16 protein-coding genes and 8 tRNA genes are annotated in these 22,054 nt (G+C 31.7%); 6 read left to right on the top strand and 18 right to left on the bottom strand.

What is annotated here, in order from left to right:
• Position 1: 1 nt before the first annotated feature.
• From Q0822_RS04830 to Q0822_RS04820, 3 genes are read left to right on the top strand one after another with little or no spacing between them, the layout of a single operon-like run.
• A complete protein-coding gene (locus Q0822_RS04830) occupies positions 2–850 on the top strand; it encodes a DUF5777 family beta-barrel protein (RefSeq protein ID WP_299120836.1) in 849 nt (282 codons plus the stop codon).
• A gap of 11 nt (positions 851–861) precedes the next feature.
• On the top strand, positions 862–1,218 hold the full coding sequence (locus Q0822_RS04825; RefSeq protein ID WP_299120833.1) for a hypothetical protein: 357 nt from the start codon (positions 862–864) through the stop codon (positions 1,216–1,218).
• 9 nt (positions 1,219–1,227) lie between these two features.
• Positions 1,228–1,776: a YceI family protein gene (locus Q0822_RS04820; protein WP_299120829.1), complete on the top strand. Its 549-nt coding sequence runs from the start codon at positions 1,228–1,230 to the stop codon at positions 1,774–1,776.
• A gap of 47 nt (positions 1,777–1,823) precedes the next feature.
• Here the strand turns inward: Q0822_RS04820 and Q0822_RS04815 are convergent, their stop codons facing one another.
• Positions 1,824–2,492: a sulfotransferase gene (locus tag Q0822_RS04815; protein WP_299120826.1), complete on the bottom strand. Its 669-nt coding sequence runs from the start codon at positions 2,490–2,492 to the stop codon at positions 1,824–1,826.
• A 130-nt stretch (positions 2,493–2,622) separates the two neighbouring features.
• Between Q0822_RS04815 and Q0822_RS04810 the strand changes: the two genes are divergently transcribed.
• Positions 2,623–3,726, top strand: coding sequence for a glycosyltransferase family 4 protein (locus tag Q0822_RS04810; RefSeq protein ID WP_299120822.1), 1,104 nt, complete (start codon positions 2,623–2,625; stop codon positions 3,724–3,726).
• On the opposite strand, the gene Q0822_RS04805 is transcribed toward Q0822_RS04810, so the two are convergent.
• The 17 genes from Q0822_RS04805 to Q0822_RS04725 form a co-directional block, all read right to left on the bottom strand.
• Complete coding sequence (locus Q0822_RS04805) at positions 3,696–4,754, bottom strand: glycosyltransferase (protein WP_299120819.1); 1,059 nt, start codon at positions 4,752–4,754, stop codon at positions 3,696–3,698. The two genes, Q0822_RS04810 and Q0822_RS04805, sit on opposite strands and share 31 nt — an antisense overlap.
• Positions 4,747–6,426, bottom strand: coding sequence for an ABC transporter ATP-binding protein (locus Q0822_RS04800; protein WP_299120816.1), 1,680 nt, complete (start codon positions 6,424–6,426; stop codon positions 4,747–4,749). The genes Q0822_RS04805 and Q0822_RS04800 overlap by 8 nt, the downstream gene beginning before the upstream one ends.
• A 10-nt stretch (positions 6,427–6,436) precedes the next feature.
• Positions 6,437–7,399 (bottom strand): glycosyltransferase family 2 protein, encoded by a 963-nt coding sequence (locus Q0822_RS04795; RefSeq protein WP_299120813.1) that lies wholly within the window; start codon positions 7,397–7,399, stop codon positions 6,437–6,439.
• A gap of 1 nt (position 7,400) precedes the next feature.
• Entirely contained in the window at positions 7,401–8,786 is a 1,386-nt protein-coding gene (locus tag Q0822_RS04790; protein ID WP_299120810.1) for a radical SAM protein, read from the bottom strand.
• Positions 8,786–9,568, bottom strand: coding sequence for a class I SAM-dependent methyltransferase (locus tag Q0822_RS04785; RefSeq protein ID WP_299120807.1), 783 nt, complete (start codon positions 9,566–9,568; stop codon positions 8,786–8,788). Before Q0822_RS04785 ends, Q0822_RS04790 begins: the two co-directional genes overlap by 1 nt.
• Entirely contained in the window at positions 9,561–11,024 is a 1,464-nt protein-coding gene (locus tag Q0822_RS04780; RefSeq protein WP_299120805.1) for a radical SAM protein, read from the bottom strand. Before Q0822_RS04780 ends, Q0822_RS04785 begins: the two co-directional genes overlap by 8 nt.
• Positions 11,017–11,922: a nucleotidyltransferase domain-containing protein gene (locus tag Q0822_RS04775; RefSeq protein ID WP_299120803.1), complete on the bottom strand. Its 906-nt coding sequence runs from the start codon at positions 11,920–11,922 to the stop codon at positions 11,017–11,019. Before Q0822_RS04775 ends, Q0822_RS04780 begins: the two co-directional genes overlap by 8 nt.
• A gap of 330 nt (positions 11,923–12,252) precedes the next feature.
• Positions 12,253–13,350, bottom strand: a complete 1,098-nt coding sequence (locus Q0822_RS04770) for a slipin family protein (protein WP_299120800.1) — start codon at positions 13,348–13,350, stop codon at positions 12,253–12,255.
• Positions 13,351–13,796: 446 nt separating this feature from the next.
• A tRNA-Lys gene (locus Q0822_RS04765) sits at positions 13,797–13,870 on the bottom strand.
• A gap of 1,402 nt (positions 13,871–15,272) precedes the next feature.
• Positions 15,273–15,345: transfer RNA gene (locus Q0822_RS04760), tRNA-Phe, on the bottom strand.
• A gap of 79 nt (positions 15,346–15,424) precedes the next feature.
• Positions 15,425–15,495: transfer RNA gene (locus Q0822_RS04755), tRNA-Gln, on the bottom strand.
• Positions 15,496–15,501: 6 nt separating this feature from the next.
• Positions 15,502–15,573, bottom strand: a tRNA-Arg gene (locus Q0822_RS04750).
• Between the two features lie 84 nt (positions 15,574–15,657).
• A tRNA-Leu gene (locus Q0822_RS04745) sits at positions 15,658–15,731 on the bottom strand.
• 5 nt (positions 15,732–15,736) lie between these two features.
• Positions 15,737–15,809 (bottom strand) — tRNA-Lys (locus Q0822_RS04740).
• A gap of 5 nt (positions 15,810–15,814) precedes the next feature.
• Positions 15,815–15,887: transfer RNA gene (locus tag Q0822_RS04735), tRNA-Glu, on the bottom strand.
• Between the two features lie 5 nt (positions 15,888–15,892).
• Positions 15,893–15,965: transfer RNA gene (locus Q0822_RS04730), tRNA-Asp, on the bottom strand.
• Positions 15,966–16,107: 142 nt separating this feature from the next.
• The gene (locus Q0822_RS04725; RefSeq protein ID WP_299120797.1) at positions 16,108–16,689 is read right to left on the bottom strand and encodes a hypothetical protein; all 582 of its coding nucleotides are present in this window, start codon (positions 16,687–16,689) and stop codon (positions 16,108–16,110) included.
• Between the two features lie 957 nt (positions 16,690–17,646).
• On the opposite strand from Q0822_RS04725, the gene Q0822_RS04720 reads away from it, so the two are divergent.
• Together Q0822_RS04720 and Q0822_RS04715 are read left to right on the top strand one after the other, a co-directional pair.
• Positions 17,647–18,954 (top strand): T9SS type A sorting domain-containing protein, encoded by a 1,308-nt coding sequence (locus tag Q0822_RS04720; RefSeq protein ID WP_299120794.1) that lies wholly within the window; start codon positions 17,647–17,649, stop codon positions 18,952–18,954.
• Positions 18,955–19,156: 202 nt separating this feature from the next.
• On the top strand, positions 19,157–21,955 hold the full coding sequence (locus Q0822_RS04715; RefSeq protein ID WP_299120791.1) for a LuxR C-terminal-related transcriptional regulator: 2,799 nt from the start codon (positions 19,157–19,159) through the stop codon (positions 21,953–21,955).
• The last annotated feature ends 99 nt before the right edge of the window (positions 21,956–22,054 follow it).

The raw sequence follows: 22,054 nt of genomic DNA, 5'->3' as shown, positions 1-22,054 counted from the left end.
AATGAAATTTTATTTTTTACTCATACTGCTATTAAGTGTTTCAATTAACGCTCAAGATGATTTATTTAGTGAAATAGATACAGATTCAGTAGGTGACCAATACGCTACAGCAGCTTTTAAAGGTCTAAAGATTGTAAATTTTGAATCTACAAAGCTTGTAGCGAAAGACGAACTAGTGTTTATGGTATCACACAGATTTGGTAGTATAGAAAATGGTTTTGATACCTTCTTTGGTTTAGATGACGCTGTTACAAGATTGAGTTTTATTTATGGAATAACTGATGCTATTGACGTTGGTGTATCACGTAGTTCTTTTCAAAAAATATATGAAGCTTCTGCGAAATATAGATTGGTAAGGCAAAAAGAAAACGGATTCCCATTTACAATAGTGGGTTACAATTCTATAATGATAAATACCTCACTCGAAAAAGATAATTTGCCAAAATTAGAGTTTAGTGATCGTCTTTCATATGCGGTCCAACTTTTGATATCTAAAAAAGTGAATTCAAAATTTTCTTTAGAGATTGCGCCTACGTTTTTCCATGATAATTTTGTTTTTGTAGATGAACAACATAATTCTCAATATGCAATTGGTTTAGGTGGCAGGCACAAACTTAGTAAACGATGGTCTGTAAATATGGATTATGGCTGGCATCTAAATAGAGCTGACAACTCACCATTTAGAAATCCATTATCTATTGGTTTTGATTTAGAAACTGGTGGTCATGTATTCCAAATGCATTTCTCTAATGCTCAGGCTATGAATACCAATGGGTTTTTAGGACAAGCCACAGGAGATTGGAGTGATGGTGATATCTATTTTGGATTTAACTTAAGTCGTGTTTTTTAAAAAAATAACCTATGAAACGTAAATATTTAATATACATTCTAATCTTTAGTGCTTCTTACAGTTGTTCTTACAATAGTGAAGATGATTTAACAGATGATATCATTGTTAATGTCGTTACTTATGAAGATAACATCAAAACTATTATTGACAACAATTGTATCTTTTGTCACAGTAATCCACCTACAAATGGAGCGCCTATGTCACTTACAACATATCTTGATGTTAAAGACGCTGTAGAAAATAGAAATTTAATTGGTCGTATATCAGCCACAGATGCATCAGTTATGCCAGCAGGAGGACAAAGATTACCGCAGAGTATAATAGACCTTGTAATCCAATGGCAAGCAGAAGGACTTATTGAAAATTAACAAATTATTATGAAGAAAATCACATTTGTAGCATTACTATTAATAAGTTTAAATGCCATCGGGCAAAGTAAATATTTAACTAAAACAGGTTCATTAGATTTTGAAGCATCAGTACCTTCGTTTGAAGAAGTAGCGGCAAAAAATAGCTCCGTTACTGCTATAATAAATACAGATAATGGTGAATTTGCGGCATTGGCATTAGTAAAAGCTTTTCGTTTTAAAAATGCATTGATGGAAGAGCATTTTAATGAAAACTATGTAGAATCTGACACTTACCCTAAAGCTATATTTAAGGGCAAAGTAGGGAATTTCAGCTTTGATTCTTTAAGTGAAAAGGATAGTTATTCTCATATTGATGGTTCATTAACCTTTCATGGAGTTACCAAGGATCTCAAAGGAATCCCACTAACAGTAAAAATGCTAGATGATAAAATTATTTTATCAGGTAATTTTAAAGTCATGGTTTCAGATTTCGAAATTGAAATCCCAAAAATTGTAGCAAATAAACTCTCTGATGAGGTTTCAGTCGATTTTAATTTTGAACTCGTAAAAAAGTAATTTTCTTAACATGGCTTAGATAATTAGCACGGTTTTTTATTAAGTTTTTAGTTCTCTTTTTTGAAACTTACCAGAGCCTTATTATAAACTGTTTGTGCTCTTTCAAGTAATACCTTATCTAGTTTAATTTGTGGAGATTTTGTTGTTTTTATTTTTTGAGAACATATGTGTTCTGAAGGATCCCCAGAATGATGAGTGAATTTTTGAAGATTATATTCAGGAGACAGAGGTTGATTTAATTTTAAGAAAGAACTTAAACGATTAAGTTGATTTTCGGGATTTCTTATTAAAGATTCATAGGTTAAAAAAACATATTGATCCTCAGAAATAGCGTCTTTTAACTTCAAAAGATAATTCACTTGTTTGCAATACTGATCTACCAATTTTTCTAGTGTTAAATGGGTCTGATCGAAACGCTTTGTTAATTGATACATACTTGAAATAGCCTCTTGTGGTTGTCTAATTAAAAAGATGAATTTTAACCTTTTTAATTTCAAGAGACGTTTATCAGGAAAACAATAAGAATCATTGATTTGATTAGTAATATAGGTTGGTTTAGAGAAAAACTCACGCGATTTTCTTCGTACGTCAAAATTGAATGTTTCTAAATCATCTTCATCTGAGATTTCGTATGAATATTCGCCAAAACCTAAAATATCATCATTTGTACAAAGAATGTGCGTCATTAAAGAGCTTCCGCTTCGAACATGTGCCATTAAAAAAACATACTGTTGATTTTTATAAGACACAATTTTCTTCCATAGAAAAAAAAGAAGTTGTTTTATGATTTTCCTCATCTACCAAAGATATTATTTATAATTTTAGCTTAAATGCGGTTAAATGAGAATGAAGAAAGTATTAGTAGATGTAAATTATTTTCACTTTAAGTTAAGTAGTGTTTCACAAATTCTAAAAAAAACTCAAAGTGCATGGACATTTCTTAATTTTTTGCCAGACCATATTGTATCTAAAGTTATTTATAGAGCCACATTCAATAAAAAAAGTGATAAAGGTAAAATTGATTTCACATTTTTTAAAACCAGCATATCGTATAAATTATTTCCTGCTTTTTCTTTTCATCAAAAAATCAAAAAACTTCAACCAGATTATATACTAATTCATGGATTAGGCTACAGTTTAAATGCTGTTTTTTTAAGATACATATTACCTGATAAAGTCATAATAATTCTCCAAGCACATGGTTATGCACCTGCACCTAAAGGCTTAAAAAGACTTATTTATACATGGACTGAAAAACATATTGATGCCTTTCTATTTACGGGAAAAGACAATGCTAAATTATGGGTGGACAAAGGTATATTTGATACCGAAAAAATATATGAGGTAATGGAAGGTGCGACAACTTTTACAAATGACTATAATATATCTAGAAACCCAAAATCGTTTCTATGGGTAGGAAGACTTAACAAAAATAAAGACCCTATTACTGTAGTGCATGCGTTTAGCCAGTTTTTGCAAATTGAACCTAAGGCTAAGCTAACGATGATTTACCATACAGAGGAATTGCTAACTTCAATAAAAGCGTTAATAAATAATGATGAGCAATTAAAAACGGCATTAACTCTTAAAGGAAAAGTTGCACACCAAGACATGGAAGGGATTTATAGATTAAATGAATTTTTTATTCTTGGTTCTCATGCAGAAGGAAGTGGTTACGCCTTGCACGAAGCTATGGCTTGTGGTTGTATTCCTGTTGTAACACATATTGCTCCATTTAGGTTTATGACCAACGATGGACATTGCGGATTACTCTTTAAACCTTCTGACGTTAACTCTTGTTTTAAAGCATTAAAAAGAACTAAGGATATTACTATTTCTACATATCGAAAAAGGGTTTTAAATTATGTGGAAAGTAAACTTTCACCCAGTGCAATTGCAAGCGATATCTTAGCTACGTTTCAAGATATATTAGAAAAAAAGCAGTTATAAATAGTTTTTGCAGTTTCGGAGATCTGATTAACCAAAACACGTTCTGTAGCATTAGCTTTAGGTAATTCTTCAATTAAAAATTGAACCAACTGCTCATCATTTTGACTAAAATAAAAATTCCTTGGTTTCTCAGGCGCAAGATCAATTGTACTAATAACCTTGCATCCTGAATATAATGCTTCGTGAGTAACAAGTGGACCAGATTCAAACGTTGAAGTATGTAAAAAGACTTTGGTATTATTCATTGAATTCCTTACCACCGAATTACTGCACATTCCTGTAAGTGTAATATTATTTGCTAATTCTAATTGCGTAATTTGTTTTTCTAACGTAGTTCTTAATTCCCCTTCTCCGTGGATAACTACTTTGATTTTTGGGAAAAGATATTTTATATCATAGATCAACTTTATAAATCGAGTATAATTTTTTACTGGTCCTAGATTCCCAACTCCGAGTATATCTATTTCTCTTTCAAACGTATTTAAAGGTGGAAAATCTTTTGTATTTAGAGCTATTGGCGCAACATGCGCTGCTTTAAATTTATGTTCTTTGTACAAAATAACATTGTGTAAATGACCAGAAGCAATGATATGATTTGGATTGGGCTTAAACCATCGCATAAATTTATTAGTAGCCTTTACATCCTGACCTTGTAACCAGGTGAAATGAGATAAATTGAAGAAAAATTTAAGCAATCTACCGATTAACATGGTTTCACCATACCAAAAAGATAGCACACCATCAAAAGCATTATTTTTATGTAATTTCTTTGCCATAAAAAAAGTTTTGAATAATAGCTTTATTGTGTTTATTCGTTTTTTGAATCCTCCACCTAGATAATGAACTGTTATATTTTTAAAATGATATTGATCCTTATCAAAGGGGTAGCGCATTGAGATTATTTCTAGATGTACTTCCGGATAGGTCTGGCTGAAAAAATCTAAAAATTGCTTAATAAACGGTACAGCAGTATCATCCTTCTGATTACGTGCGTATATCGGAGTAATAATCAATAGACGCTTATACATTATGAAGCTTATTTTTTTTATCTAAGTGTAAATGCTGTGTTGCATATTGTTTTAAGGATTCATTATGAGAGGCAAGCACAATTGTTAGTCCTTTTGTTTCTACTTCTTTGGCTAGGAATTGCATGACAACATTGGTTAGTTCCTTGTTCAATTGGTTGGTTGCTTCATCTAGCAAAAGCACAGGAGATTTAATGTACAATGCTCTTACTAGCGCAATACGTTGCTTTTGTCCACCAGAAATAGATTTACTATCTGCATGGATAACAGTTTCAAGCCCACAAGAGAGTGAATTATACCAAGTTGTTAATTCCATTTCTGTTAAAAGATATTCTATATATTCTTTATCAATATCTTTAATTTTAAACATGGTAATGTTTTCTAGTAAAGTTCCATGAAATAAGTAGGGTTGCTGTTCGAGGTAAGCAATAAAAGGATAAAATGAAGGGGTTTCTTGTTTATATCCATCAATCTTTAGGTTACCAGATGAGGGTAATACCATACCTGATAGTATACGTAACAAGGTTGTTTTCCCCTCTCCTGAAGCTCCGGTTATTAGGGTAAAACTACCTTTATTAATGGTTATATCGATATTTGAAAATAGAGTTGAGCTATTTTGATAAGAAAAGCTTACCTCTTTTAATTCAATAGTTTTCTTAAAGCTTTGATATGATAATTTTTTATCAGCGCTGATTTTCAATTTCTTATCAAGAATATCTACGGCATAACGATTTGCTCTTAAGTCTATAATAGCATTTGATATTTTATTAAAAGAAGGAATGAGCTTAATTAATGCACTTGTAAAGAAGGCTAGTAATAAAATATTAGTGCTTCCTTTTAACTGCATAAACAAAAGCAATAACGCAATACCAATTATAATAAAAAATTCAAAGAAACGAATACTAGTCAACTTATGCACCCTTAATTTTGCTAACTGTTCATTGTAATGCTTATTTGTTTGGTGAAAATGATGTGTAAATACTTCTTCTGCCAGTGCACTTTTAATAGCAGTAAAACCATTTAGTACATTAATCAAATGATTGGTGTTTAATTGATATCCGGAAGCTACATCGTCGTTTAATTTCTTTACTTTTTTCTTCTTTACAAAAAGAAACATAACAGTAATAGTGATAAGGCTTATAGAAGCGATAAGAGCTAGTTTAAAATTAATAAATAAGCTAACTACAATAATTCCTAAAAGAATACATAATTCTGTACTTAATATATATAAGGATGTTAGTAATTGTGTCGCAAAAACAGTAGGTATTTGTTGTAAGTCTCTTAAAAAGGCTCCTTTATTTACAGTAAAATGCTTTTGCGTATCGTTTAAATAATCTTTTACCAGTTGCTTTGAAATACTAACAGCAATTCTATAGATAAAAGAGGATTGCTTTTTAATAATAAGTGTCTGAATAACATTTTTTAAAATATAAAATAAAAATAAAAATCCAACAGCATATATTAAAGTACTTTCGTTTAATATAATACTGAAGTATTCTTGAAAAAACTCATTAGCCTTTTCTTTATTTAATAGTGCGAGAATAAACGGAACTAAAGCCCCTATTGATATAAACTCTAGTAATGTGTTTAAGAATGACCAGCCTAAAAAAAACGGAAGTTTCTTTTGATAAGTATCTGGAATGATAGAGATTATTTTTTTAAGGAGGCTGATCAAAAAACAGATATTAAGAAGTTAGTGTATTCCAAAAAACCTTATAATTTGATTTTAGGTAATTGAATCGTCCTTTTATCAAAAAAGCTATACCATTTCCAAACAAAGACCATCGAAAATACCATATATTTTTTGAACTAAATCCAGAAAGTTTCTTTAAACACTGATATAATGTTTTGGTTCTATAATAGTAGGCCTGTGATGGTTCTAGCCTATTTGATGGCGCCTTGTAATGTTTATAAGGAATTGTTGTAAGAACATGTGTTTGGTATTTGTTTGTATTAATTCGTAATCCTACATCATAATTGTCACCTATTCCATATTGCTCTAAATTTTCATCGAACAAATTCTTTTGGAGAAAGGCTTTAGGAATTAAAGCCGCTTGTAAACTATATATACTTGTTTTAAAAACTAAAGAAGATCTGTTCGTTAACAAGGGCCAGCCTGCATTTGTTATTCTATTTCCTTTTTTTTTATATATGTCGAGAATGTATTTTTTCAAGAAACTCTTCGTTGGTTTTCGGTAGTTTAAATCATCCCATACAGGTAGACTAAAAATGTAATGATAATAAAGTCTGAGAAAACTAGTCTTGTCTGTAAAAGGTCTCCAGTTCATATCAGGCTGAAGTCTTAATTCTTCACCTGTTACTATGCGAGTTTCAGGGTTTGAATAGTAATAAGTTATGAGCGTCTTTATATAGTTTTCAGGTAGCACTATGTCGTCATCACACAATAAAATATAACGAGTTACTGCTTTTTTTATTCCTATATTACGTTGTTTACATACTGAAGGTTCTGAAATGATAACCTCTATTGGTAAAGTAAAATTTTGGATAACCTTTGCTATCTCAGTTTCACTAATTCCTGCAATAACAATAAGAACCTTTTCAGGTAAAAGAGATTGTTTTTCAATACTTTGTAAAGTACGTTTTAATGAATCTAAACGCTTATATGTGGGGATGACTACAGTAACCATGTTATAAGCTGAATAAATTTAATTTATATATTTTCATCAACAAAAGCGCCGCAGTACTTTTAATCTTCAGTTTTAGCCGCTCTGTTAAGTTTTGGGTTCTTGCGGCTGTGACTTCATTAACAATTCGTCTTACTGCATAATCATAAAATTTACGAGAATAGGTTCTTGTAAAATCAATATCTCTATCTGTTGAAGTTTCCCAATTGGGTTGATTAGTTATTTTATCTTCAATTTCATTATATAGCGATGTGCCTTTGATTGGATAGGCAACAGTAATTGTAAAATGTGTTGGATTAGCTGCTTTTAGATAAGTAATTGTGTCGCTAATATCTTTTTCGTCTTCACCAGGATAACCTACCATAATAAAGGTGCCAGTTTCCATACCTAACGCATTTGTTTTTTGAATGGCTGTTTTCACTACATCGACATCAACACGTCTATCCATAGCATCAATAATTTTTTGAGAACCACTTTCTGCACCTATCCATATTCTATAACAACCTGCTTCTTTTAATAGTTGCAAAATTTCGTCATTTAAACGTTCTGCTCTGGTAATACATTCAAAAGGAATAATAGCATCTTGCTTTATCACTTCTTCATGAAAACTTTTAATCCATTTATGACTTACTGTAAACACATCGTCAACAAACCAAATACTATCAGGATTATAATCGTTTTTAAGCATTTTTAATTCCGCTGCAACTAAGTTCGTTGGTCGTCTCCTGTAACTCAACCCATAGACTGCTGTGCTACACCATTTACAGGTATAAGGACAACCACGTTGTGTGCTCACAGTCATAGAGCTCATGCCATGATTAGTTTTCCAAGTTTCTAAATATTTCTCAATAGGAATAGCCGCTCTATTTGGTAATGGCAATTCAGAAAGATCTTTCATCTTCAACCTAGGTGGTGTTTTTGTTACGCTTCCGTTTTCTAAATAAGCAATACCTGTAATTTCGTTGTATTCTGAATTATTTACTATAGCATTATAAAGCTCTAGAGTCGTTTGCTCTCCTTCGCCAATTATTAGAAAATCAACTCCAGACCTGAGATAATTTTGACAATTATAGGTGATATCAGGACCACCTAATATGAGTTTTGGGAAGCCGTATGTAGAGTCACTTTTTAGAATTTTAATCAATTTAATAACATTAATTTTTGTCATTAAATTGGTATAAATAGCAACAGCTTTTGGTTGTGTTTCTTTTATAAACTGAAGTTGTTCTTCTTTTGAATAAAACGTAGAATCATAAAGGTGATTTTCAATATTATGTTCATTTAAATACCCAGAAATGTATAATAAACCCAATGGAGGATAGGGCTTCATAATAGCTTGCTCTTTGGCATCTTCGTATAGATAATAGGTGTGCGTAAGTACAATGCTCATTAGTTTTTCTTGAGTTCAATTAAAAAATGGTCTGCATATTTTGCCCAATAAGAACCCGTAATCACAGCATCAATACTTTTGAAAATTGACAAGAATGGCTTTTTGGCTAAAAATGAATTTTCAAGATATGATGGAGGTATTGCTAATCCTATTGGTTTAATATTGTTTGTGGCATATTGAGATGCATTTAAAGATACGATTTCTTCAGGATTGTAATACCAAGTTTTAACCGCAACTCCATCAACATTAGCGATTACCTTTTCATTTGTTTTACGCCTATTAGCTTTTTTAAAACTCCCTTTTAAAATAAAGTATAATCTTTCCCAAAGACAATGTTTAGGCATAATGACTAAAACTATTTTACCTTCAGGGTTTAATAGTTTATGAGCTTTTTTAAAGAAAAGATCTAGCTCAGCTTTAGATAAACAATTAAGACCTCCAAAATTTGAAAAAATGAAATCAAACTTTGTTTTGAATGTGTTTGTAGTAATAGTATTAATATCTTGGGTTTTAAAGATTAAATTCTTTGAATTAGTTTTTGCTCTGGCAACTTTAATCATACCTTCTGAAATATCTGTAGCTAAAACATTATGATTTAATTTTGCAAAATGAATGGCATCTTCTCCTGTACCACAATTTAATTCTAAAATGGAAAGCTTTTTTCCTTGATTTAATATTGGATTTAGATATTTAAAAACCATATGGCGTTGTGCTTTACCAATATTAGAAAATGTAAAGGTAGTATCATATTTAGTAGAAGCAATATCAAAATCGTTAGGCATTTTTTGGCTCCATGGATTTAAGTTGAATTTTGTCTAATAAAGCAGATGGTAAATAATAACCTAATAAAAGCATTGACCTCCATTGTTGTTTGGATAATTTCAAAGGATTTTTAAAAAGTGATTTTATATTTTTAAAAGCTTGACTTTTTCTATATTCTTTATGTACGTAACGTTGTAATTTTCTGTAAAATGCAGAGCTGTAAGTTCCTTTAAAAAGCATAGCTAAATCATCAGAGTCTGTCCAGTTTGCTTTTAGCTTTAAGTCGTCTTTTACTTTATCATAAAACTTAGTTCCAGGTAATGGATATGAAACAGAAACACCTAAATTATCTGGCACTAATTCTTTAATCATAGCTACTGTTTTGGCAATATCTTCTTTAGTTTCTCCTAGGTATCCAAACTGTATAAAGAAAGCAACACGAACATTTTTTTCTTTTAATAATCGCGTAGCTTCATAGATTTCCTCAACAGTTGTGTCCTTATCCATAGCATCTAATATGACTTGAGAACCGCTTTCTGCGCCAACCCAAACCTCTTCTAATCCACTCTCTGCTAAAGCATCAATAGTATCTTCTTTTAATAATAAATCAACACGGCTTTGTATATAGTACGAAATTGAAAGCTTTTCTTTTTTAAGTTCCATATTAAAATTTTGAACCCAATTTGGTTTCAATCCAAAAATATCATCACACATCCAAAATCGGTTGACGTTGTATGTTTCTGATAGGTGTTTAATATGTTTAGTTATGTACTCTGGCGAATGCGAATTGTAACGATTCCCATAAATGGGTTTTGCACACCAATTACATTTAAAAGGGCAACCACGAGTCGTTGCAATATTTAGCGTAAACTCATTACCTCCGCTCTCCCAAATGGCTTTATAAGGCTGAATATCTATTAAGTCCCAAGCTGGCATTGGTAAAGTATCTAAATCACGTAAAACAGGATGTTTAGGATTCTTAACAATTTCATATCCATTCTTAAAAACTAACCCCTTGACAGACGTTGGGTCTTCATTATTTGCCAATGCATCAACTAATTCTTTTAAAGAAATTTCACCTTCACCTTGTATAATAAAATCTGCACCAGCATCTAAGTATTTTTCATAATGATCTGTAGAGTCAGAACTACAAACTATTACTTTGCAATTAAGTGCTTTTGCGATTTTAATCATTTTAAAAGCAGCCTCACGCATGGTGGTTAAACACATTTTTGTTAGGTAATTAAAACCATCATCATAAAGCACAAATGTTTTTGGTTGATGCGTTTCTAGATAGGGTTTTACTTCGGCAGGATTATCTATAAGATTAGCATCAAAAACACCAACGCTATAGTTATTTTCTCTTAGATATGATGCTGCATATAAAGTGCCTAATGGAGGATAAGGTGTTTTATTGCTCCATTGCTTAGAGTCAAATTTGTAATAATATGAATGTGAGAATACAACATCAAGCATTTTCCATAGTTAAGTTAAGGTTATATGCTTTATTTTTTACATCATAACGCTCGTTAAGTGATACAATTACTTTTGATTGAAAATCTTGTGGATGATGTTTAGAAACATCGTTGGTAGATTTCATTGCAATCTCAAATTCCTTTTTCTTAAGATGTTTAAACTTAGATTTCCATTTTTTTAGAGTAAGTCTCTTAAAATAATGATTTAAATTATGCCCTACTTTATTCTTAAATAAGCCTTCTAAAAATTTACTCCACAAAGGTTTACTGAAATTGTCATTCAATAAATCCGAATGTAAAGGTCTATTGGGATAAAAATCTAGAGCCCATTGATTTTCTGCAATAAAAGCATGAAAGACTGCTTTACCATAAATAGGCTTAAGAGTTATTAATTCTGTAGCAGTAAATTTATTTTGCTCAGCTATTTTTAGTCGATCTGAACTGATAAAATAATTAACGCAAAAGTATTTTTTAGAATTAAGCAAAAACAATTTTTTATAAGCAATTAAGAAGGTTCTCGCTAACCATAAGTATCTAGGTTTTGTAATGAGAAAAAAATCTATATCACCAGTATCATCGTAATAATTTTTAGATAAAGAACCAGAGATAGAGACCGATTCAACAAAAGGAAAAGACATAATAAGTTTTGCTCTTTTTAAGGCTTTTGGCATTATATCATCTGCCATTTTATTACCACTAAGTCGCCTTTCTACTAAAGTATAATCATTAATATCTGAGTAGAAATGCCCAAACTTATAGACTATTTTTTTTTCGATTAGCTTTTGAATCTGTACTCTAGTTTCTTCTATACTTGCAGCAGAAGAAAATGAGAATATTTCCTCCAAAGTTAAAGGGTATTTGAAAATTGAAAAGTAAATTATGACTTTTAGGGCATTCATATTTATTCTGCTATTTCACCAAAATTGTTATGGTTCTTTCGTATATAACAACTCAGTTCTACAAATTACTGATATAAAATTAAAAATACTATATATTATTATATAAGGTTAGCATAAAACCGACACTTATTAGCAATAAACCGACATTCTATATTTTTATTTTTAATTGAGGTTATTAAAGCAAATTAATAGCTCTTTTTTTGATAAACTTTATGTTTTATTAGTATATAAACTAGTATTATTTCTCAAAATATTATCAATAGAAATTGATTTTAAATTCTACTAAAAAAGCACAACCTTTTTAATAAAAGATTGTGCTAAAACACCCACTTATTTTCCAGAGAAAATCTCCTTTAATTGTGTTACCATATTTCCATTACCTGAGACTGTGATCTCGCCAATTTTCTCAGCGATTTTTTCCACATATTCCATCTCCTTTAGCTTGTACAGCATGTCATTCTCTTCCATCAACTTTGCCGTATTTAGCAAGCTACGTGTAGAAGCTGTTTCTTCACGTCTCATAATAACATTAGCTTGTGCTTTCTTTTGTGCAACTAAAACTTGGTTCATAATATCCTTCATTTCACCGGTTAAAATTACATCTCTAATACCGCAGTTTAAAACGGTTACACCTAATTTAGTAGCACCTGCTTTTACGTCTTCAAATACAGCTTCTGCAATATTTTCTTTACGTTCTAGCAATTCATCTAAAGTGTAGGCGCCAACATAAGCACGCAAAACTAATTGCATAGTAATGTATAATTGCTTTTCGTAATCTTTGTTATCTAAAAGTGCTTTTTCTACATCTGTAACTTTGTACTGTGTGTAAAAGTTAATTCTGATAGCTGCCTTATCTTTAGTTAACAATTCTTGTCCTGCAATTTCTAATTGGAGCTGACGTAAATCCACTTTAGCAATTTTAACAGTAGTATCATTTCTCCAGAAACGATAAGTACCACCTTCTAGAGTTTTTGTATATACATCATCTACTAAAAGCACCGCTTTCTCGTAAGCTGCTACTTCAAACGTTCTAATGTATTTACTAACTTCTAATTTGCTAAATAATGATTTGTCTAAGCTTTCTGTAATGTAGATTTTGCTTAAATCTACACGTACGTACTCACGCTCAATCAAACCTTTCCAGTATGCATAGCGACCAGAAGTTAAAACAGATTTAAAGTTGCCTTTTTCGTAAAGTAAAACCAATTCTCCGTCCTTTACCTCGATAACGTCTAGCATGTTAGCCAAAACCTCATCTTTTAATAAGATTTCTAATGCTAGTGGTGCTATGAAAATAGTACTTAAATCATACGTTAATACACGTTGATTTAAACCTAACCAGTGTACTCCTTGAGTAATTACCTTAACGTAATCACCTCTTTTGAATACTAAACCTACTTTTCCTACATTAACTCTTACTCGTAACATTGTTTTTGTTTTTAAAATTAAACATTAGTGTTTGCCAACTAAGGCGATTTGGTAATACTTGTAACGGACGGATTACCAGCTTCAAAATAGGTCTGACGAGTTCAGCACTATTTGAAGTTTATTATTATTTTTATTCCTATTTTTAAGAAAATAGCAGATTGCAAATCATCTCTTCCAAACGGAATTACTCATAGTAATATCAGTCATAATCAGTACAATGAAAGTCAGTCAAAAAAAGAAAACATCTCTATTTTATCTTTTTACTTTTAATCAAAGTAGTAACCACTTTTGAGATTACAAATCAGTAATTCAAAGTATGTCTAAGATTGCTTTTTATTGAACACTAATAGTTACTATTAAAGCCAATTTACAATCTACTATTCCGCCATTTTTATTGAGCAGTGTGACGGACTGCTTTTCTATCAGTTTTACAAGATGATAAGCTTTGGTGTTGATGGATTTTGAGTCCATAACCTACTTTAAAAGAGTAGTGCTCTAACCAAACTGAGCTACAATAGCCAAGGATTTATCCAAGCTACTGATCGGATTCGAACCGACGACAGCTACGATCTATTGCTTCACCACTAAGCTACTTCCCCTTGTTTTATTCTCTTTTGAGGGGAAGGTGAGATTCGAACTCACGTACATAGAACTGGTGGTTTTTATTTTGGTAAAAAACCGTAACCTTCAAGTCTAGTTGTATATAAAAACATAATACATCTCTGCAACGTTTTACACAATAGTGCTATACCGAAACACCCAACAAGACCAGCTTGATACTTTAATATTTTGCACCTCTTACCAGATTCGAACTGGTACTTCCACTAAAAGTGGACAGATTGGCTATAAATGCGCTTCCCTACTTTTAATCCTGTTAATTTCGGTGCTTCTGCAAATTCTATTCATTAGCAAGCGCGTCGCTAACAACATCATCCAATCACTCCATGGCGACGATAAGGATCTTTTACCATAGCTCTTCCCTTTGAGCTAAAGAGGCGTTTAATTTTTTAAAAAAGCGTTCTGAGAATACCTCCGCTTGTAGATAAGCTTTCTTAGGATTATAGCAGTAGCCCTTCCCTAATTTTCCACACGCTTCTCATCGCTTGAGAATTGTGTACTTATCCGATGCCTAATACATTATAGCCGTTCAGCGACTTAGACTTGGCTTGCATAGTGGTATAAAACCACGCTTTGCAATTACAAGGGTTGGCTCCCTCACCATTCATAGACGTCCTCCTTTGAGGCGGCCTATTAGAATGTTCACCGCACAGTATAGGCTTGCAACCTCTACTGTCCCATATCTTTCAATGGGTTTAGGCAACTACTAGCTGCTATAATGTCCGAAGTCTTGTGCTTTTCGCTGTATGAAAAATACAGTGCTCTAACCTTTGAGCTATATCCCTTATCGGTTTGGATACTAGGAATCGAACCTAGACATTAAACTTTGACCTAGGAGAAGGGCTTCGAAAATGGCTCCGTAGATTTTGGCCTACAAAATACCAACCTTCTCCTTGTGTGTTTCCCAACACACAGTATGTTAAACTACCGAACCATTTCCTGTCGGGTAACTTTAATACTGCAATCAGCTCCGTTAGGTTGGATGACCTATACGTAACCAATAACTACAACTTTTCCTGTTGATGTCTCCATCTCAAGCCTAACTACTATCGGCTGTAAATTCTTACTTGTGTCAGCGGTTGCCCCTTGCAAATAATAACTTACGTTTGTTGCTTGCTTACACGTACTATTTTCAAAAGAAAACAGTCTCCATCTGCAGTGTCTGCAAACAGATTTATCCTTGTTACCAAGTTTATCTTAGGACAATAAGCTACCCCATCATTCAATAATCAAAATTAAAGACTGATGATTTTTTAGTTATGAAACTCAATAATTGAATTTCATAAGATTTCAATGAACGTTAGTGGAACAGACAGGATTCGAACCTGTATCGCTAGAGCTTCAGTCTAGTGCATTGACCAACTTTGCTACTGTTCCGGTTTTAGTGTCTATCAAGATTCGAACTTGATCTAGATGGATATACCTCCTGTGCGAGCCATTACACTATAGACACCAGATAACCTGATAGGATTCGAACCTATAATACAAGAATCAAAATCTTGAGTGTTACCATTACACCACAGGTTATTATTGTAAGCCCAATAGGATTCGAACCCATACCTCAAAGTCCGTAGCTTTGAATGCTATCCGCTACACCATGAGCTTATTTGTACTTCGCCTTGGATTCGAACCAAGAAATCACACGGCTTAAACGTGTTGCCTTTTCCAGTTTGGCCAGCGAAGCATTAGTACAGGAAGAGAGATTCGAACTCTCAAAATCTTGTTTCTAAGACAAGAGCGTATGCCTATTCCGCCATTCCTGCAATTGTTGAGGTATTAGGACTTGAACCTAAATCACCCGAGTTAAAAGCTCGGTGCTTTAACAATTAAGCTACACCTCATTATGTACTCTATAAGGGAATCGAACCCTTGTCTTCCGATAGAAAGTCGGATGCACTAAACCACTATGCTAATAGAGCATTAGCAGTACCGACGAGATTCGAACTCGCAACTTCTCGGGAGACAACCGAGCACTCTAACCATTGAGCTACGATACTAGTTGTGGGAATCATAGGATTCGAACCTATTAAGCTTAAGCATCAGTTTTACAGACTGACTCCACTCTCCTACTTGGACGCATTCCCAGTAAATCGGCAAACCGAAATTTGCCGATTTGTTATTTCTCCTTTCTTTTTTTAATTACAATAAATTATTTAATCGATTTTGAAACCACTTTTTAGGTTCGGCCTCCACTTCTTTTTTAGCCTGATTCTCTATGATTCTATTTTCGTTAGCCTGAATCTTTTTTTTCTTCTTAACTCGAGTTAAAATGTCATCAACGTAACTGATAAAATCATTGTTCAATGCTAATTGCTTTGCATCTTTTAAAGCCTTTTCTGCTTCGACAAACAATGTCATGCTTTCATAAAGTTGACCTTGAGCTAAAGCGATACCTGCTCTGTCAATTCCTTTTACAGTTTTAGCAAAGTCAATTAATCTTTGGGCTTCTTTGAAATCGTGATTATTAATTAATAATCTGATGTAGTCTGGATATATATCTGGCATATCCAATCTACTTGCTAAAGCCCTTTCAAAATAGCTTTTAGCCGTTTCATTATCACCTAATTGCTCATAGTGCACTTTTGCCATTAAATGCAAGGCTTTCACATTTTCTGGGTCATAAGACAAAGCATAATTTAATGCCTCTACTGCTTTTTCTAATTCCCAGGGATAAGCTTCCATCGCTTTGAACAAATAGCTGTTATGTAAATTATTTTCCATGATAATTTTATTCAATAGTTTGTTACTGTTTTAAATGCAACACATGTTGTGATGCTCTTAAAACTGTTCAGATTTATGTACTCTTAAATTTTTTGAAATAAAAAATCCGAAACAGTTTGTTTGCTTCGGATTCTTCTCTGGGAAATAAATTATCTACAGAAAATACCGAAGCCGTGTAAATGACTCGAGGTCATAACTTAAATTTTGAAATGCTACTTTATGTTTTAGCATGGCTTCTTGTTTTGTTATTATTTAATGTTATTGCGAATTATTCAATTCTGCGCTGCAAAGATGAAAACTATTTTTAAAAAAACAAATAAAAAGTTTATTTAATTTATTGATTATCAATTAGTTATATTAATTTGAAGACAAAGAAATTCCTGTCCGCATTACGCAGATCCTTGAAGGTTTGTGGCAAGCGTCTGTCTCCCAATTGCTTAGTCTTCAATACGTGTTATTTTATTTTTTAAAGTCTAATTTCAAATTCTTCTAATTTTTTTCATAAAAAAAGCGTCCAATTTCTTGAACGCTTGTACTATTTATAGTTTTTGTATTTAAATCATATATAATTAATGATTAAAAATAGATACATAACGTCCTTGTCGTTGAAATAATTCATTATTTCCACGATAATCCCACTGACACATCAGTGATTTAGGTGCTCTATGTACTATTGTAGTCATCATTTGTGGTACAAATATGCTATAATATCAGTTTAATATCCAAATTTTATGCCTATAAAGTTTATAGTCTAGCTATTATAATCACTCAATACTTAAAAAAGTAGTACAAATTTAATTTCTAAGACAGAACTTATTTTACTTTATATATTATACGCACTTATTCCATCTATCAATTAAAACGAGTGTTTTAAGGACTATCTTATCAATTAATTTGAAAGAATTCCTTGAATTATGGAATTTTACATTATTTTTAATCACCAAAAAAGATTAAACTATGAGAAAAATTACTTTCAATTTTAAATCCTTATTTGCATATCTGTTTTTGGTTTCATCACTTTTTTTAAGTGCTCAAGAAACCACTTTTGTACCGCAAAAATATACTCCGACTGAACCTGGTTGTGTTCTACCTTTAGGTGAATTTGCAGGGCTTGTTTCAGTTCCAAGAGCTCCTGAAACTGCCGCGAAGATGAAAGGTGGTGGAAATCCGTGTGCAACATTTGTAGTAAGTTATAATGGATTTACGCCAGAAGCGCAGGCGGCTTTTCAATACGCTGTAGATATCTGGGCAAATTCAATCGATTCTTCTGTGCCAATTAATGTAAATGCCTCATTTACCGCTCTAGGGCCAAACGTTTTGGGTAGTGCAGGACCTGCAACTTTTTTAACATCATCAGCACCTGGTTCACAACCCAATATCTTTTATCCGGCTGCAATATGGGAAAAACTTGAAGGTGCAGATCGAAGTACATTTGGTGGATCTAATGATATTACTGCAAATTTTAGTAGTGAGGCAAATTGGTATTATGGCACAGACGCTAATCCTCCAGGAAACCAAATTGATTTTGTTACCGTTGTGTTACATGAACTTGGTCATGGTCTTGGTTTTATTGGCTTTTCAGATGTAACAACAAGTTTCCCTGATGATATAGGTGCAGTCCGAGAACCAAATAATAACATTCCGGCTGTATATGATGCATTCGTTGAAAATGGTACTGGTGCAGCGATTTTAAGTTTCCCTGACCCTTCAGCGGCATTAGGTACAGAACTTGTAAGTAACGACTTGTTTATTAATGCACCAACGTCAGTTGCACAATTTGGTCAAGGTGGTGCATTACCGCAAATTTATGCTCCAGCATCTTTTAATGGTGGATCGAGCATATATCACTGGAATACACCTTCTTTTCCAATAGAGAATATTAATTCATTAATGAGACATGAAGTCGGTCCTGGTTCAGCTAATCATAATCCTGGGCCAATAACTTTAGGATTATTTCAAGATATGGGATGGTCTATTTGCCCAGGCGCATTATCTGTTGATGACATTAGAGTTTATAATGTATCAGTAGGTCCTAATCCTTTTAAATCAGCCATCACTATAAAACTATCTAATGGTTTTAATGATGAGTACAACATAAGTTTATGGGATATTAATGGTCGTAGAATTATTGATAGTAGAGAAACAGTTGAAAATGGTGCGATTTCAATTTCCAATTTAAATCAGCTTGAAGATGCAATATATTTTCTTAAGGTTACAAATGAAACCACAGGGACGAGTATTGTTAAGAAAATAATAAAGAATTAGATTACAATGATTTTATAACATAAAAGAGCAACCAATTTGGTTGCTCTTTTACTTTGCATTTCATCTTTATTAGTTTTACACTAATTTGTAATGCCTAGTGTTTTTAGATTTTTCTCTATGTTTAAAAAAGATAAGTATATTTAGTCATGTTAAGAAAATGTAATCATTATGATTTCGGGATTTTGTTATAACAGTAAGAAGAATGAAACTAAAGTATTGTGGGTATTATATAATCTTGTTTTTGGTATTTACATCCAATGATTTAACTGCTCAATATTCACCTTATTTTGAAAACTATTCATTATCAGAGTATAAAGCAGGTAACCAAAATTGGGGCGTATCTAAAGCGAAAGATGGCAAATTATATGTAGCTAATAATAACGGGTTATTGGAATATGATGGCTTAAAATGGCTTTTTTTTGAATTACCTAATAAAACGACTATACGATCTGTACTCGCGCACAATGATTTAGTATTTACAGGTTCTTTTGAAGAGTTTGGCTATTGGAAAAAAAATTCAAAAGGAGAACTGTTTTATACATCTTTGAGCAATTCAATTAAATCTTTAATTTCTTCAAACGAGGAGTTCTGGCAGATTTTACCATATAAGGGCACAATAATTTTCAGGTCATTTTTAAATATATATGTTTATCATTCTGATGGCGCTATAAAGAAAATTGAACCGATTTCAGCTGTTATCTCTTGCAATATTGTTGATGAAGAACTATATATATCCACACTCAAAAATGGAATATTTGGTTTAGATAATGATATTCTAACACCAAAAATAACTCATAGTTTACTTGAGGATACCAAAGTTATTTCAATATCGAAATATCAAGATGAATTACTGATAACGACTTCGTTGAAAGGATGCTTTTTATATGACAACAAAAATCTTAGACCCGTACAGTTTAAAATAAATGATGATATAAAACAACATCAGCTTAATAATTTCTCTATTCAGAGTAATGGCAGAATGGTGTTTGGGACCATTAAGAACGGAATTTACCTCACAGATCAGCTAGGAAAAGTTCTTTTTCACATAAATAAGAGCAATGGACTTCAAAATAATACAGTTTTGTGTCAATATCTTGACTCTGAACAAAAACTTTGGTTAGGCCTCGATAATGGTTTGACTTCCGTTGATCTAAATAGTCAAAATTATTTTTTTAATGATGTTTCAGGTAAGCTTGGGGCAGTTTACGATGTAATTAAATATAATGGCGTTATTTATATAGGTAGTAATACAGGGCTTTTTTTCTTAGATGAGAATAACGCATTAAAATTTATAGAAGGGTCCCAAGGTCAAGTTTGGAATTTAAAGGAGATTAATGGTGAGCTTTTTTGCGGACATAATGATGGTACGTTTCTAGTAAGAAATAATAAATTAAAATTAATTTCTACATTCACAGGCGGTTGGACTATAAAAAAAGTTCCAGAAAAGTCAAACATCTTTATTCAAGGTACTTATGCTGGGTTAGTAAGATTTGTAAAGACTAATGATAATTGGGATGTAAAACATATAGGCGAAACCACTATTCCTATTAGATTTCTGGTTTTTGAAGATGAAACAACTGCTTGGGCATCTCATGCATATAAAGGGTTGTACAGAATAAAATTTAGTGATAGTTATGATTCCATTTTAAATATAGAAAACTATGAGAAAAAGGGGATTGATCTTAATTATAATACTAGAGTTTATAAACTAAAAAATGATATTTGTTTTAAGACGAATAGCGGCTGGCAAAAATATGAACCTTTAATAGACAGTATTGTTCCATATAGTTTTTTAAATAAAAATTTTGGTAAAGATTCTTATATTATTTCAGAAGAAGATGTAGATCAAATAGTTTTAAAACAAGGTAACGATATAATTAATTTTAAATCTATTGGAAACAACAAAGCAAACTTATTCTTAACTAATAACTTTTTCGAAAATAGATTAATTATTGGTTATGAGAATATTTCTAAAATAAATGACATCACTTATGCTTTAAACTTGAACGATGGATTTATGCTCATAAACGACAAGTTTTATACTAATTCGGATTTGTTTGAACCTGAAATTGAAAAAATTGAGATAAACAATGAAGCTGTAGAATTAAATCGTGGAGAAGTAGTTGATTTTAAATTTAATGAAAATATTGGTATTTCATTATCTTCTCCAAACTCTAAAAACCACTTTTTTGAATATTCATTTTTCAATAAAGATTCTGTAAGTTGGCACAAAATCGACGATTATAGACTTGAATTATCTAATCTACCTAGCGATACATATACTCTAGCTTTTAGAACAGGTAATGATTTAGGTGGGATTTCAACTGTAACTAAATTAAATATTAATGTATTACCTCCATGGTATAAGGATTGGGTCGGATTTATCCTTTATGGATTTTTAATTATTTCAAGTGTTATTTTGATATATATATTACATGAGAGAAAAATTCTTAAAGAGCAAAAAGTATTGCAAATTAAATTTCAAAAAGAACAAGAAAAACTATTAAGAGAGAAGACTCTGGAAAATGAAAAGCATATAGTACAGCTCAAAAATGAATCTCTTCAGAACGAAATTAAGCTCAAAAGCAAACAATTAGCAAATAATGCCATGGCTTTAGTTAAGAAGAATGAAACTCTACAAGACATTAAAAAAGAATTAATGATTAATAAAGAAGGTTTCAGTAACTATTATTCTTATAAGAAACTTGTAAAAAAATTGGATAATTCAATTGTTTTAAAAGATGAATGGGAGATTTTTGAAAATAATTTTAGTCAAGTACACGATGAGTTTTTCGAAAGATTAAAATCAAGACATTCTAAACTTACACCAAAAGATTTAAAGATTTGTGCATACATCAAAATGAATCTTTCATCAAAAGAAATTGCACCACTTATGAATATCTCAGTTAGAGGAGTAGAAACGCATAGATACCGATTAAAAAAGAAGTTAAATTTAGAAAATGATATTTCTATTGTTAATTATTTATTGAATGTCAAGTAATCTAGTTTAATTTTGCTAAATCAATAATTTTTTATACGTCATTACTACGTCACTTAGTTAATTTTCTTTAAATAACAACGTTTTTTTCATAGCTTTATA

The organism is uncultured Winogradskyella sp. (assembly GCF_947496485.1).
Taxonomy (GTDB): domain Bacteria; phylum Bacteroidota; class Bacteroidia; order Flavobacteriales; family Flavobacteriaceae; genus Winogradskyella.
The sequence above is the reverse complement of the archived record's forward strand: the minus strand, read 5'-3'. Positions and strand labels throughout refer to the sequence as shown.